11 protein-coding genes are annotated in these 13,920 nt (G+C 74.5%); 1 reads left to right on the top strand and 10 read right to left on the bottom strand.

Annotation, left to right across the window (positions count from 1 at the left end):
• Positions 1 to 48: 48 nt before the first annotated feature.
• The 4 genes from prsT to N4G63_RS21230 form a co-directional block, all read right to left on the bottom strand.
• Positions 49 to 2,916: an XrtA/PEP-CTERM system TPR-repeat protein PrsT gene (gene prsT, locus N4G63_RS21245; RefSeq protein WP_314600175.1), complete on the bottom strand. Its 2,868-nt coding sequence runs from the start codon at positions 2,914 to 2,916 to the stop codon at positions 49 to 51.
• A gap of 160 nt (positions 2,917 to 3,076) precedes the next feature.
• Entirely contained in the window at positions 3,077 to 6,199 is a 3,123-nt protein-coding gene (gene putA, locus N4G63_RS21240) for a bifunctional proline dehydrogenase/L-glutamate gamma-semialdehyde dehydrogenase PutA (RefSeq protein ID WP_260786899.1), read from the bottom strand.
• A 118-nt stretch (positions 6,200 to 6,317) separates the two neighbouring features.
• Entirely contained in the window at positions 6,318 to 7,745 is a 1,428-nt protein-coding gene (locus N4G63_RS21235; protein WP_260787634.1) for a M20 family metallopeptidase, read from the bottom strand.
• Positions 7,746 to 7,844: 99 nt separating this feature from the next.
• Positions 7,845 to 8,147, bottom strand: coding sequence for an antibiotic biosynthesis monooxygenase family protein (locus tag N4G63_RS21230; RefSeq protein WP_260786900.1), 303 nt, complete (start codon positions 8,145 to 8,147; stop codon positions 7,845 to 7,847).
• Positions 8,148 to 8,226: 79 nt separating this feature from the next.
• Between N4G63_RS21230 and N4G63_RS21225 the strand changes: the two genes are divergently transcribed.
• Positions 8,227 to 9,093: a cysteine hydrolase family protein gene (locus N4G63_RS21225; protein WP_260786901.1), complete on the top strand. Its 867-nt coding sequence runs from the start codon at positions 8,227 to 8,229 to the stop codon at positions 9,091 to 9,093.
• Here the strand turns inward: N4G63_RS21225 and N4G63_RS21220 are convergent.
• The 6 genes from N4G63_RS21220 to N4G63_RS21195 are packed head-to-tail and all read right to left on the bottom strand — an operon-like array spanning position 9,077 to position 13,919.
• A complete protein-coding gene (locus N4G63_RS21220; RefSeq protein ID WP_260786902.1) occupies positions 9,077 to 9,838 on the bottom strand; it encodes a hypothetical protein in 762 nt (253 codons plus the stop codon). The genes N4G63_RS21225 and N4G63_RS21220 overlap by 17 nt on opposite strands.
• Complete coding sequence (locus tag N4G63_RS21215) at positions 9,835 to 10,380, bottom strand: GTP-binding protein (RefSeq protein ID WP_260786903.1); 546 nt, start codon at positions 10,378 to 10,380, stop codon at positions 9,835 to 9,837. The genes N4G63_RS21220 and N4G63_RS21215 overlap by 4 nt, the downstream gene beginning before the upstream one ends.
• A gap of 17 nt (positions 10,381 to 10,397) precedes the next feature.
• Positions 10,398 to 12,050 carry a hypothetical protein gene (locus N4G63_RS21210; RefSeq protein WP_314600174.1) on the bottom strand — a complete coding sequence of 551 codons (1,653 nt, stop codon included), beginning with the start codon at positions 12,048 to 12,050 and terminating at the stop codon, positions 10,398 to 10,400.
• Complete coding sequence (locus N4G63_RS21205) at positions 12,047 to 12,652, bottom strand: hypothetical protein (RefSeq protein ID WP_260786905.1); 606 nt, start codon at positions 12,650 to 12,652, stop codon at positions 12,047 to 12,049. The genes N4G63_RS21210 and N4G63_RS21205 overlap by 4 nt, the downstream gene beginning before the upstream one ends.
• Before the next feature lie 20 nt (positions 12,653 to 12,672).
• Entirely contained in the window at positions 12,673 to 13,425 is a 753-nt protein-coding gene (locus N4G63_RS21200; protein ID WP_260786906.1) for a PhnD/SsuA/transferrin family substrate-binding protein, read from the bottom strand.
• Positions 13,422 to 13,919 (bottom strand): PAS domain-containing protein, encoded by a 498-nt coding sequence (locus N4G63_RS21195; protein ID WP_260786907.1) that lies wholly within the window; start codon positions 13,917 to 13,919, stop codon positions 13,422 to 13,424. Before N4G63_RS21195 ends, N4G63_RS21200 begins: the two co-directional genes overlap by 4 nt.
• Between the last annotated feature and the right edge of the window lies 1 nt (position 13,920).

The raw sequence follows: 13,920 nt of genomic DNA, 5'->3' as shown, positions 1-13,920 counted from the left end.
GCGGCGGCCCGCCGGGGCCGCCGGGGCCGCCGCAGTGGAACCTGCCGCTCAGCCGGCCTGCTTGAGCAGCTCGGCCACCTCGGCCTGGCGCGGGAAGGCGGCGCCCAGCTTGGCCAGCTTGTCGAGCTCGAGCCGGGCGGCCGGCTTGTCGCCCTTTTGCAGCAGCAGGCGCGCCAGCTGCAGGCGGAAGTTGGGCGTGTCGGGGGCCAGGCTCACGGCCCTGGCCTGCGTTTCCAGCGCCTTGGGCAGCTGGCCTTCGGCGGCCAGCGCAAAGGCCAGGGTGTCGAGCATGGCCGGCGCCTCGGGCGCCAGCTTCAGCGCGCGCTCGGCCATGGCCACGCCACCGGCCTTCTTTTGCGCTGCCAGCACATAGGCCAGGTTGTTCAAGGCCACCGCCTGGCTGGGCAGCTTGTCCACCACCGTGCGGTACAGCTGCTCGGCGCGGGCCAGGTCCTTGCCGGCCATGGCCATGTCGCCCAGGTGCAGCACGAAGCCCAGGTCGTCGGGGTGGCTCTGGCGCCACTCGGTGGCCAGCTTGTCGGCCTCGGCCTTCTTGCCGGCGGCGGTGTAGGCCATGTACAGGCGCTGGGCGGCCTCGCCCGGGGCCTTCTTGGCCAGGGCCTTGCGGTAGGCGGCGATGGCGTTGTCGGACTGCCTGGCGCGCAGCGCGGCGTCGCCCTCGGCGATGAAGCCGGCCGCGTCGTCGGGGCGCTGGGCTTGCAGCTTGCGCGCCAGGCTCAGCGCCTGCTCGGTCTTGCCTTCGCTGAGCGCCAGCTGCATGGCCGCCTGCAGCACCTGCGGTGCGTCGGGCGCGATCTCTTGCGCGCGGCGCACCGCGGCGGCGGCGGCGGCGGGGTTCCTGGCCGCGGTGTGGGCATCGGCCAGGCGCAGCTGCGGCATCGGCGACTGCGGCATCAGCTGCGCCAGCTTGCCGAAGCTGGCCACCGCCTGCTGCCCGTCGCGCGCCAGCAGCTGCACGCGGCCCAGGCGGTCGAGCAGCTCGGGGTTGTCGGGCACGGCGCTGGCCGCGGCCTGGGCGGCTGAGAGCGCGCGCGGCGTGTCGCGCTGGCCCAGGTGGTGCTCGATCAGCAGCACGCGGGCGCGCACATCGCCGGGGTCGGCCTTCACGGCGTCGTCCAGCCACTTCAGCGTGTCGTCGGGCTTGCCGCCGCCGCGCTGGTTGATCTCGGCCATCGCCAGCATCGCGCCCACATGCTTGGGGTTGCGCTCGAGCACCTGGGTGAAGCGCGCGCGGGCGGCATCGGGCTTCTTCTCGCTGAGGTCGAGCATGGCCAGGCCCGACACGGCCGGCAGGTAGTCGGCCTGCTTGGCCAGCGCGGCCTCGAAGTGCTTGCGCGCGCCGGGCAGGTCTTTGGCCTGCAGCGCGATGCGGCCGCGCAGCTGCTCGGGCAGCGGTTCCTTGGGCATCTTGACGGCCAGGGCGTCCACCGCCTTCAACGCACCGGCCACGTCGTTGCGGCGCATGCGCGCGCTGATCAGCGTGAGGTCGGCCGAGGTGCCCTTGTCCTTGGCGGCAATGTCTTCCAGCGCGGCAAAACCGGCGTTGTCCTGGCCCTTGGACAGCTGGGTCACGGCCAGCGCGGTCTGCAGCCGGGTGTCGTCGGGGCGCAGCTTGCCGGCGCGGGCGAACTCGGACTCGGCGGCCTTGCTGTCGCCCTTCATCAGATGGGCCTGGGCGCTCAGCGCCAGGGCTTCGGCGTCGGGCGGGTTGGCCTCGACCAGCGGCTTGAGGGTGAGCAGGGCCTTGTCGGCCTGGCCGCTGCGCAGCAGGGCGGTGGCCAGCAGGCGGCGCGGCGCGGGCGATCGGGGGTACAGCTGCACCGCCTTGCCCAGCAGCGCCTCGGCCTGGGCGGTGGCGCCCAGCTTCAGCTCGGCCTGGCCGGCCAGCAGCAGCACGCGCGGGTTCTCGGGCGCGCCGCGCAGCAGCTGCTGGGTGATCTCGCGCACGCGCTTGTGCTCGCCGCGGCTGTCGGCCAGCACGGCCTCGTAGAACAGGGTTTGCGGCTGGTTGTGCGCCACCTTGTCGAGCGCGGCCCATTGCTGGGTGGCGCCGGCGAGGTCGCGCCGGGCCAGCAGCGCGTTGATCACGGCCAGGTGGGTGCCGATCAGCTTGCCGTCGAGCTCGAGCGCCTTGCGGTAGGCGGCCAGGGCCGGCGCCGCATCGCCCGCGGCACCGGCCTGCTGCAGCAGCAGATCACCCTGCAGCACCCAGGCCGGGGCGTTGCCGGCCTGGGCCGCGGTGAGCGCCTGGGCCTGCTTGAGCGCGCCGGGCAGGTCACCACGGGCGGCGGCCAGGCGGGCCTGCATCAGGCGCGCGGCGGGCAGCTCGGGGGCGCGGCGCAGGGCCTGGGCCAGCGCCTCCTCGGCGGCGCCCAGGTCGCCCTCGCTGGCCTCGGCCTGGGCGATGGCGGTCTTGAGCTCGGCATCGGCCTGGGCCTCGGCCAGCTCGTTCTTGCCGAACTGCAGCACCAGCAGTTTGCCCTTGCCCTGGGCCAGCATGGCCTGGGCCAGCACCGGCAGCACGGCGGTGTCGGGGTGGCCGGCCTCGAGGGCGCGGCGCAGCTCGGCCTCGGCGCCGGCGGGGTCGCCGGTCTGCAGCAGCAGCTGGCCCAGCAGGAAGCGGCCCTCGGCCGATGACGGGTGCTCCTGCAGCATGGCCTTGAGCTGCACCTTGGCCGACTCGGGCGACTTCTCGCCGATCAGCTCGCGGGCCCGGGCCAGCTGCGAGGCCTCGGTGGCCAGCAGGCGCGGCACCATCACCACCGCAGCGGCCACCACCGCGGCACCCACGCCGAGCGCCAGCACGATCTTGGCGGTCTTGCCCAACAAGGGCTTCTTCGGGCTGCCGCCCGGGCGGGACGAGCGGTGCGAACGGGAGCTGGAGCTGGACGACATGCGGCAACGAACCTTGGTGCGCTAAAGGGCGCGGGGCAGTATCGCGCAGCGGGCCTGGCCTGCCCACGGGGCCGCCGTGGCGCCGCCATCAAAGCGGCGATGTCGTGGCGCGCTTCTCGCTGCCGGCCCGGACAGGCCTTGCGGTCGTGCCGGCAGGGCCCTACTGCGGATCGCCCAGCCCGGCCAGCAGCGCGGCATTGCCGCCGGCCGCCGCGGTGTTGACGGTGAGCGTCTGCTCGGCGCAAAAGCGCGGCAGGTAGTGCGGCCCGCCGGCCTTGGGGCCGGTGCCCGAGCGGCCCTCGCCGCCGAAAGGCTGCACGCCCACCACCGCGCCGATCATGTTGCGGTTGACGTACACGTTGCCCACCTTGGCCAGCCGGGCAATGCGCTCGGCGCGGCTGTCGATGCGGGTCTGCACGCCCAGCGTCAGGCCGTAGCCCAGCGCGTTGATGCGCGCCACCAGCGCCTCCACCGGCCCGCGCCAGCGCAGCACATGCAGCACCGGGCCGAAGATCTCTTCGCGCAGGTCTTCCAGCGCGGCCAGCTCGAAGGCCACCGGCGCGATGTGCGTGGCCGCGTGCCGGGCCGGCAGCGGGCTGCGGGCGATCAACCGCGCCTCGCGTTCCAGCCGCGCCACATGGCGTGACAGGTGGGCATGCGCCTCGGCGTCGATCACCGGGCCGACATCGGTGGCCAGTTCGCCGGGCGCGCCCAGGCGCAGCTCGGCCATGGCGCCGGCCAGCATGGCGATCACGCCGTCGGCCACGGCCTCGTGCACGCACAGCAGGCGCAGCGCCGAGCAGCGCTGGCCGGCCGAGTGGAAGGCGCTGCGCACCACGGCGTCGATCACCTGCTCGGGCAGTGCGCTGCTGTCGACCAGCATGGCGTTGAGGCCGCCGGTCTCGGCGATCAGCGGCACGATGGCGCCATCGCCCGCGGCCAGCGTGCGCTGGATGATCTTGGCCACCTGGGTGCTGCCGGTGAAGGCCACGCCGGCGCACAGTGGGTGGGCCACCAGGGCCGCGCCCACGGTCTCGCCGGGGCCGTGCAGCAGCGCCAGGGCCTCGGCCGGCACGCCGGCCTCGACCAGCAGCGCGCAAAAGGCGGCGGCCACGGCCGGCGTCTGCTCGGCCGGCTTGGCGGCCACGGCATTGCCGGCCACCAGCGCGGCCACCACCTGGCCGGCAAAGATGGCCAGCGGAAAGTTCCACGGCGAGATGCACACGAACACGCCGCGGCCGTGCAGGCGCAGCGTGTTGCGCTCGCCGGTGGGGCCTGGCAGGGTGACTTCGGCCAGGCGCTCGTCGGCCTGGGCGGCGTAGTAGCGGCAGAAATCGACCGCCTCGCGCAGCTCGGCCACGGCATCGGGCAGGGTCTTGCCGGCCTCCACCGCCAGCAGCGCGCAATAGGCCGGGCCGCGGGCTTCCAGCAGATCGGCGGCACGGCGCAGCACGGCGGCGCGCTGGCCCACCGGCAACTCGGCCCAGGCCGCTTGGGCGGCGGCCAGCGTGGCCATCGCGGCGGCGGCCTGGGCGGCGGTGGCCTCGGGCACGGCGGGCAGGCCACCGGCGCTGCGCGCAGCCGCAGTGCCGGCGGGCAGCGCCGTCGCAGTGTCAGCGCGCAGCGCCGCCACGGCGGCCAGCAGCGGTGCGCGCTGCTCGGGCACGGCCAGGTCCAGCCCGGCCGAGTTGCGCCGGCTGGCGCCGTACAGCGCGGCCGGTGCCGGCAGGCCGGCATGCTGGGCCGGCTGCAGCGGCGAGCGCAGCAGCTGCGCCACCGGCACCGCGTCGTCGGCCAGCTGGTGCACGAAGGACGAGTTGGCGCCGTTCTCCAGCAGCCGGCGCACCAGGTAGGCCAGCAGGTCGCGGTGCTCGCCCACCGGCGCATAGATGCGCAGCGGCAGGCCCGGCTGGCGCGCCAGCAGCTCGCGGTACACCGCCTCGCCCATGCCGTGCAGGCGCTGGAACTCATAACCCGGCTCGTCAGCCGGTGGCAGCTGCGCCGCCGCCTGGCCCGCCATCTGCAGGATGGCCGCGATGGTGCCGGCGTTGTGGGTGGCGAACTGCGGCAGGATCAGCCCGCGGTGGCCCAGCAGCGCGCGCGCGCAAGCCAGGTAGGCGATGTCGGTGTGGTGCTTGTGCGTGAACACCGGGTAGCCGGCCAGGCCCAGCTCCTGGGCGCGCTTGACCTCGCCGTCCCAGTAGGCGCCCTTGACCAGGCGCACCATGAAGCGCAGGCCGCGCGTGCGGGCGATGGCGGCCACCGCGTCGATCATCTCGCGGCTGCGCGTCTGGTAGGCCTGGATCGCCAGGCCGAAGCCGCGCCACTGCGGGTGCCGGCCCTGTACATGCGCGGCCAGCGCGTCAAACACGGTGAGCGACAGCTCGAGCCGGTCGCTCTCTTCGGCGTCGATGGTGAGGTTGATGTCGGCCGCGGCGGCGTCGTCGATCAGCGCCGCCACGCGCGGCAGCAGCTCGGCGCGCACGCGGTCGAGCTGCGCCTCTTCATAACGCGGGTGCAGGGCCGAGAGCTTGATCGAGATGCCGTCGCGCTGCGCCGGGCCGGCGCCGCGGGTGGCCTGGCCGATGGCGGCGATGGCGGCCGCGTACGAGGCCAGGTAGCGCTGCGCGTCGGCATCGGTGCGCGCGCCTTCGCCCAGCATGTCGAACGAGAAGGTCAGCTGCGGCTGCTGGCCGCGCTGCGACGCGGCCTCGCCCAGCGCCTCGGCGATGTGCCGGCCCAGCACGAACTGCTTGCCCAGCAGCTGGATGGCGCGCACCGTGGCGGCCACCACGGTCTGCGCGCCCAGGCGGTCCAGCAGGCCGGGCTGGGCCTCGGCCCCGCTGCTGCCCGGCAGCATGCGCTTGGCCAGGCCGATGGCGCTGGCGGAGATGCCCGCCAGCAGCTTGTGCTGCGAGCCCTCGGCCTGCGCCTGGCTGAAATCGGCGCGACCCAGCTGATCGGCCGTCAGTGCGATGGCTGTCTCGGCATCGGGCACGCGCAGCAGGGCCTCGGCCAGGCGCATCAGCGCCAGGCCCTCGGCGCTGCTGATCGGGTACTCGCGCAGCAGCGACTCCATGGCCCAGAACGGCGCCGGCGTGTCGCGCACCGCCTGCACCCAGGGGCCGGCGCGGTCGACCACGGCCGACCAGTCGAGCCCGCCGGCGGCGCGCAGGCCGGCCAGCAGCTGCTGCACCACGGCCACCTCGTCGCGGCAGGGTGGGGGCAGTTGCGAGGCGGTGGGCAGCGGCGCCGGGGCGGGATCGGCAGAGGGGGCGGACATGGCAGGCCTTTCGATGCGGACGCGCCGGCATCGTGCAGGGCCGGCGAACAATGCGCAAGCGTAGGCCGGCAGGCCCTTGGCTGACTCGCTGAAATCTCGGCCTGCCGCCGAAGAAAATTCAGCGCGACAGCCGCCGCGGCAGCACCGCCGCCTGCTCGCCCACCTGCCACAGCAGCGCGGTGGTCATCGCAAGGCCTTCGCGCAGCACGGCGGGCAGCACATGCTCGTTGGGGGCGTGCTGGCTGCAGGCCGGGTAGCTGTGCGGAATCCACACCGTGGGCAGGCCCAGGATGTCGGCAAACACGTCGTTGGGCAGGCTGCCGCCCAGGTTGGGCAGCAGTGCCGGCGCGCGGCCGGTGGCCTGCGCCAGCGTGCTGAGCGCCAGGCGCACCCAGGCGTTGTCGGGGTCGAGCCGGGTGGCGCCCATGACCACCGGATGGCTGACCGCGATGTCACCGAAGCCGTGCGCGGCCAGGTGCGCCAGCAGGTGCTCGCGCAGCCGCGCCGCATCGGTGCCGACCACAAAGCGCAGCTGCAGCGTGGCGCGTGCGCTGGGCGGGATGGCGTTCACCGGCGCCGCCGGGTTGCCGCAGCCAAAGGCCAGCACCTCCAGCGTGTTCCAGCCGAACACGCGCTCGGCGGGGCTGAGGCCGGGCTCGCCCCAGGCGGCATCCACCCCGGGATCGCCCGGGCCGCCGCCCACCGCAATGTCGGCCAGCGTGGCGCGCACATTGGCGGGGATGGGCGGCGGGCGCAGGCCCTGCACGCGGATCACGCCGCGGCCATCGACCAGGCAGGCGATGGCATTGGCCAGCACGGTGCCGGGGTTGCGCAGCAGGCCGCCCCAGTTGCCGCTGTGGTGGCCACCCTCGCGCAGCGTGAGCGTGAGATCGACATTGGCCACGCCGCGCGAGCCCAGAAACACCGTGGGCCGGTCGGCGCGCAGGCGCGGGCCGTCGCTGGCGATCAGCACATCGGAGGCCAGGCGCGCGCGCTCGGCGCGGCAGAAGGCGGCCAGGCCGGGCGAGCCGGTTTCTTCGCCCATCTCCACCAGCCACTTGGCGTTGAAGCCCAGGCGGCCGCCGCGGGCCTGGCGCACGGCATCGAGCGCGGCCAGGTTGATGCTGTGCTGGGCCTTGTTGTCGGCGGCGCCGCGGCCGTACCAGCGCGCGCCGCTGGCCGACGCGTCGGCCGTCAGCGTCCATGGGTCGCGCCCCTCGGCCCACTGGCCCTCGTGGCCGCGCACCACGTCGCCATGGCCGTAGAACAGCACGGTGGGCAGGGCCGGGTCTTCAAGGCGCTCGGCGCTCAGCAGCGGCGGCGCGCCGGGCTCGGGGTTGGCATGCAGGGCCACGGCGAAGCCCTGGGCCTCGAAGGCCGGCTGCAGCTCGTCGGCCAGGTAGGCGTGCAGCTCGGCGGCGCGCTCGGGGTTCTGGCTCTCGGTGCGGCAGGCCACGCGGCGCGCCAGGGTGTCAAAAAACGCACCGCTGTCAAACAGCGCTTCGGCGTGCCTGACGGCGGCGCTGAGCGCCCCCTCGGGGGGCAGGAGCGCAGCGACGTGGGGGTTCGCCTCAGCCCCGCCGGGCCGCCCCAAGGGGCTGAGCGCCCCCTCGGGGGGCAGGAGCGCAGCGACGTGGGGGTCCATTCACTGGCCCTGGCCAAGCAGCTCGAAATGCTCCACCACCGGCGGTGCCGCGAAGAACGGGCCGACGATGGCGCGCCATTGCGGGAACAACGGGCCGCCGCGGAAGTGCACGGTGTGGTCTTCCAGCGTCTCCCACAGGATCTGCAGCACGTAGCGCTCGGGCGATTCGATGCCCTTGTTCACCTTCCAGCCGCGAAAGCCCTGGGCCTGGCTGATCACGGTGGCAAGGCCGCGCTGGATGGCTTCGTCAAAGGCGGCCTGCTGGCCAGGCTGGATGCGGATGTCGGCAAGTTCGAGGATCATCGGGGCGGTCTCCAAACGGGGATCGAATGCGGGGCGGGCCAGTATGCCGCCCGCTGCACACCACCCAGCCGAGGCCGCCATGCCGCACCGCCACCACCTGCTGATCATCGACGCGCAAAACGACTTCTGCGACCTGCCGCCCGAGTGGTGCCCCACCGATCCGGTGAGCGGCCGGCGGCTGGCGCCGGCGCTGCCGGTGCCCGGCGCGCATGCCGACCTGCAGCGCCTGGCGCGCTTCATCGCCGGCAGTGGCGCGGCGCTGGACGCGATCACCGCCACGCTCGACAGCCACCACCGCGTGGACATCGCCCACCCGCCGTTCTGGCGCACCGACGAGGGCGGCCCGGTGGCGCCCTTCACCCAGATCACCGCCGACGACGTGATGGCCGGCCGCTACCACCCGGCCGACGAGACCCATGCACCGCGCGCGCTGGCCTACCTGGAGGCGCTGGAGGCGCGCAGCCGCTACACGCTGATGGTGTGGCCGGTGCACTGCCAGATGGGCAGCTGGGGCCAGTGCCTGCATGCCGAGGTGCTGGCCGCCTGCAGCGCCTGGGAGGAGCGCCAGGGCCGGCCGGTGCAGGTGCTGCACAAGGGCGACAACCCCTGGACCGAGCACTACAGCGCGCTGCAGGCCGAGGTGCCCGACGAGCACGACCCCGCCACCGGCCTGAACCATGCGCTGCTGGCGCGGCTGGACCGCGCGGCCCAGCTGTTCATCGCCGGCCAGGCTTCGAGCCACTGCGTGCGCGCCACGGTGGAGCACCTGGTGGCGCACCTGCCCGCGCACCGGCCCGAGCGCCTGGTGCTGCTGAGCGACGGCATGAGCCCGGTGCCCGGCTTCGAGGCGCAGGCGGCCGAGTTCATGGCCGAGATGCGGGCGCGCGGCGTGCGCAGCATGAGCCTGGCCCAGGCGCAGGCGGCGCTGCTCAGCCCGGCGGCTTGAGGCCGGCCCCGCCACCGCCACGGCCACCACCGGGCGGCGTGCTACCGGGCGGCGTGCCACCGGGTGGCGCGCCACTGGCTTCGCCCGGGCCGTGCCAGCCGGCCGGCAGCTGACGCGCAAAGCGCGTGGCGGCGGCCTGCAGGCCCCACAGCAGCTCCACGAAGGCCGGCTGGTTGAGCAGCGGCTCGCCGCCCAGCACCAGGCAGTGGTCGATGCCGTCGATCCAGAACGGCACGAAGCTCACCGAGGGAATCAGCAGGTTCACGTCGCGGTGAAAGCACACCCGGTCGCTGGCGCCATGCCAGCCGCGTGCGCGCTGGCGCGCCGCGAACTCGGTGAAGTCGGCCGCGGCCACGCACAGCGCCTCGGCCTCGCTGGCGTTGTAGCCGGTGTGGCCCACGCAGAAGCCGCCGTCCGAGGCCAGCGCCGCGCAGCGCTCGCCCGACAGCCCAGCAATGACCTGGGGCACAAAGTCGTCCAGCCGCACATCGGGCGCCCGCAGCGCGCGGTGGATCACCGTCAGCCAGCCGGCATCGGCGGCGCGTGGCAGCAGCCGGGCGTGGCCGGCATCGCGCGCCAGCCAGGCGGCCGGCGACAGCAGCTCGGGCCCGGCCAGCACGGCCTGCAGCGCCAGGCGCTCGGCATCGGGTTCGGCGCGGGCAAAGGCATGCAGCGCACCGGCGGCGGTGAGCGCCAGGCGCGGCGGGCCCTCGCCGCCACCCTCGGGCAGCACACCGGTGCTCATTCGGGTGCGTACAGCGGGTCGAGGCTGTAGATCAGGGTCTTGACCAGCATCACCATGTCGCTGCGCTCGCGGGCGTCGGCGTTCATCACCAGCGCCGGCACGCCCAGGCGGGCCAGCTCGGCCATCACCGCGGGGCGCAGCCCGCGCTCGGCCAGGCTGTCGCTGTGGGTCAGGCCGACCACCAGCGCGGTGTCGTCGATGACGCGGCGGAACGCGCTGACGCACAGCCGCAGGTCGTTGAGCGGGTCGGGCGCGGTGGCGCGCACCAGCATCACCAGGCCCAGCGCATGCTCGGTGAGGATGTCCCACATGAAATCGAAGCGCTCCTGCCCGGGCGTGCCGTACAGGCGCACGCGGTCGCCGTTGTCGAGGTGGAGCACGCCGTAGTCCATGGCCACCGTGGTTTGCGGTTTGAGCTGCTGCACTTCGTCAGAAGCGCGGGCCTCGGTGGACACCACCTCGATGTCGGACAGCGTGCGGATGGCCTGGGTCTTGCCGGCGCCCACCGGGCCGACGAACACGATCTTGTGGATCTGGGACATGGGGTTTGGCGGGGCTCTCAGAACAGCTTGGCCAGCAGCGACCGGATGAAACTGCGCCGCGGTGCCGCGGCACGGGCCGCCGCGGGCGCCGGCAAGGCGGCGCTGCCGGCCAGCCGCGCCGGCAGCGCCGTGGCCAGGCCCGACAGCAGCGCGCACAGGGCGAACAGGCCCACCCGGCCGGGGTCCACGGCGGGATAGGCGCGGCGCAGCGCGGCCACGCTCTGCGGCCCCTGCAGGCTCAGCAGCGCCATCTGCACGAAGGTGTCGGGCACCTCGGGCAGCCGGGTGAAGTTGGGCAGCTGGTGCAGGCGGAAGGCCAGGGCGCCGTCCACCGCCGGCAGATCCTCGTCGAAGGTGTTGTAGACCAGGGCCCAGACAAAGGCATCGAGCGCGCGGCGGCCGTCGCTGCGGCGGCCGTACAGTGCACGAGCGGCGGTCTCGGCCTGGGCGTCATCCAGGGCCTGCACCGCGGCAATCTCGAGCATCAGCCGGTGCTGGGTGAGGCGCTTGCGCAGCGCGGTGGCGATGTTGGAGGCCACCCAGTTGTGCCGCGGATCGAAGATGGCGCCGGTCTGGCGGCCGATGTGGAAGGCGTGCGGCGCGTCGTGCATGGCCACGCCCAGCACCAGCGACAGAAACGGATTGGCCGCCACCGCCGGGCAGGCCGCATCCACCGCCGCACGGGTGTCGGCGGCCAGCCGGAAGGGCTGCATCGGCGCGGGGGCGTCTGGCGGTGCGGTGGCGCTTGGCGGTGCGGTGGCGGCTGCGGCGGTCGCCGTGACGCTGGCGCTGGTGGTGGCTGCAGCGGATGCAGCGGATGCAGCGGATGCAGCGGATGCAGCGGATGCGGCTGCCGCGGCGGCCGGCACGGCGGCCGTGGGGGCGGGGCGGGCCACGGGCAGCGGCGGCGGCTCGGTGGCCGGGCCGGGCGGCTGGGTGTCGAGCCACTGCGCGGCCGAGGTGGCGGCCAGGCGCTCGGCGCGTGGCGCTGCCGACACGGCGGCGGCCCCGGCTGCGCTGCTGGCGGGCGCGCCGCGCGCGGGCGCCTGCGGGCCGGTGGCCGGCGTGGCCGGCAGCACCATGGCGCGCACACGCTCGGCCAGGCTGGGCCGGCGGGGCGGCGGCTCGCTGCCGCGGCCGGTGGCATCGCCGCGGGCGCGCGTTTCGCCGCTGGCCAGCCCGGCATCGCGCACCCGCTGCAGCGCCGCGCGCATGGCCGCCATCGAGGCCGGGTGGGCCAGCATCACGCGCAGCGGGCCGGTGCGCGGCGTGACACCCGCGCTGCCCGCCGCGCTGCCAGCCGCGCTGGCCGCCGCGCCGGCCGGCAGGCCGTCCGAGTGTTCGGTGGCATGGTCGCCCAGGTGCGGCGGCCAGCCGCCGCCGCCGGGGGGCAGCAGCAGCACGGCCGGGCGCGAGCCCAGCAGATCGAGCCGCAGCGCCTGCTCGTGCTGGGGCGACCATCGCGCCCAGCCGAAGCCCAGCAGGTCGACCACGCACAGGTCGTCGTGCCGGGCGTGCAGCGCCACGCTGGCGGCGCCCAGGCCGGGCGTGCGGTCGTGGCGCACGATGTTCACCGCGCCGAACACCGCGCGCACGATCAGCTCCACCGCACTGGCGGTCTGCGGGGTCATGCCGGCAATCAGCACGCGGTGGCGCGGCAAGGGGGTCATGCGGCGGGCCTGTGGGGGTGGGCCTGGCGCGGCTGCATGGCGTGCTGCGTGGCCTGCCAGGCGGCGGGCAGCGGCAGGCCGTTGCGCAGGATCTCGCGCCGCGCCAGCAAAAACGCCAGGGTGTCGTGGCACACCCGGCAATGGTCCAGAAAGGCCTGCTGCGCGGCCATGTCACCCTGGCGCCAGGCGCGCAGCGCGGCGGCGGCGAGCAGGCGCGAGTCGTCGGAGTTGCCGCGCAGGGCGCGCGGCGGCACATCCAGCGAGGCGGCGGCCAGCACGCTCCAGCGCGTGGCCAGCGGGTTGGCGGGCGGCAGGCGCCGGCCCTCCACATGCACTGCAAAGGCCTGGGCCAGGGCGCTGCCCAGCCGTGCGCGCAGTGCGGCCAGGGTTTCGCGGCGCTGGGCCAGCGGGGCGTCGGGGCAGGCCACCAGCCAGTCGGCCAGCGCGCCCTGGGCCGGCTCGGCGCCGGGCATCTGCAGCGCCACGCGCAGCCGTGCGGCATGGGCCGCGGCGTCGCGCGGGCGCCGCAGCACCAGCCGCGACAGGCTGCGAAAGGCCAGGCGCACGGCCGTGTCGTCGGCGCTGGGGTACATCGGGGTCACGGCGGGTGGGGTCGGGCAGCTCAGTCGAGCAGCGTGTCCATCAGGTCGACCATGAACTCGGCGTCTTCGGCCTGCATGGCTTCAAAGCCGCCGGGCATGCCCAGCGCCTCGAGCACCTCGCGGTCGCTGCTGTGGCTGCTGTCCACACCGGTGAGCGTGGCGCACAGCGTTGGCACCTGTTCGGCCACCCGGGCGTGGGCCAGCATCACGTGGGTGATGTCGTGCAGCGCGCTTTCGATCACCACCTGCAGCTGGCTGCGGGTGAGCCGCGACAGCGCATGAAAGGTCTCGGCCAGGAAAAACGCCACGTCGGCCTCGCCCTTGATCAGGCGGCGTGCCGCGGCCTGGTGGCTGTCGCACAGCTGCCATTGCAGATCGGGTTCGTGCAGGTCGGCGGCCTCGAGCAGGCGCAGGCCGATCAGCTTGACGTCGCGGTGGTCGGCCATGGCCACGCGGCAGCCGGGGCGCAGGTCTTCCACGCGCCGCAGGGCCGAGCCGGCCTGGGCGGCGATGAGCATCTCGTCGGCCTTGCCCACCGGCCGCGCAAAGGCGCTGAAGCCGCGCTGGCGGATCAGCTCGGCGGCGTCGAAGGGGTTGGCGTAGACCAGGTCGACCTGGCCGGCAGCCAGCAGCTCGGCCTGCTCGTGGGCCGAGGCCGGCATCAGCAGGTGCAGGCGCAGGCCCGAGCGCTGCTGCAGCAGCGCGTTCAGCATGTGCCAGCCGCCAAAGCGCTCGGGCGCGAAGTCGGGGGCGATCAGCAGGTTCAGCGTCATGCCGCGGCTCCCGGCTCGGCGGCGCGCATCTGCGCGTACAGCGCGGTGTACTCGGCCACCTTGGCGCGCGAGGGCTTGCGCCGCACCGAGGTGTAGCCGGCCACCACGCCCTGGCGCACATTGGGCACCACGGTGGCATACACCCAGTAGCAGGCGCCGTCGCCACGCAGGTTCTTCACATAGCCGTGCCATTTGCGGCCGGCGCCCACGGTGGCCCACAGGTCGGCAAAGGCGGCGCGCGGCATGTCGGGGTGGCGCAGGATGTGGTGCGGCGCGCCCAGCAGCTGCTCGCGCAGGTAGCCGCTCATCTCGACGAAGGCATCGTTGGCATGGGTGATGAGGCCGGCCGTATCAACCCGCGAGACGATCAGGTGGCCATCCGGAAACGCCACCTCGGCGTCGGTGCAGAACACCGTGCGCCGGGTGCCGTCGTGGTGCAGCAGGCTGTGCTGTTGGGCGGGCTGCGCGGGCGGCAGCATGTCGGGCAGGGCCATG

This window comes from Aquabacterium sp. OR-4, assembly GCF_025290835.2.
In the GTDB taxonomy this organism is placed as follows: Bacteria; Pseudomonadota; Gammaproteobacteria; order Burkholderiales; family Burkholderiaceae_C; genus Pseudaquabacterium.
The sequence above is the reverse complement of the archived record's forward strand: the minus strand, read 5'-3'. Positions and strand labels throughout refer to the sequence as shown.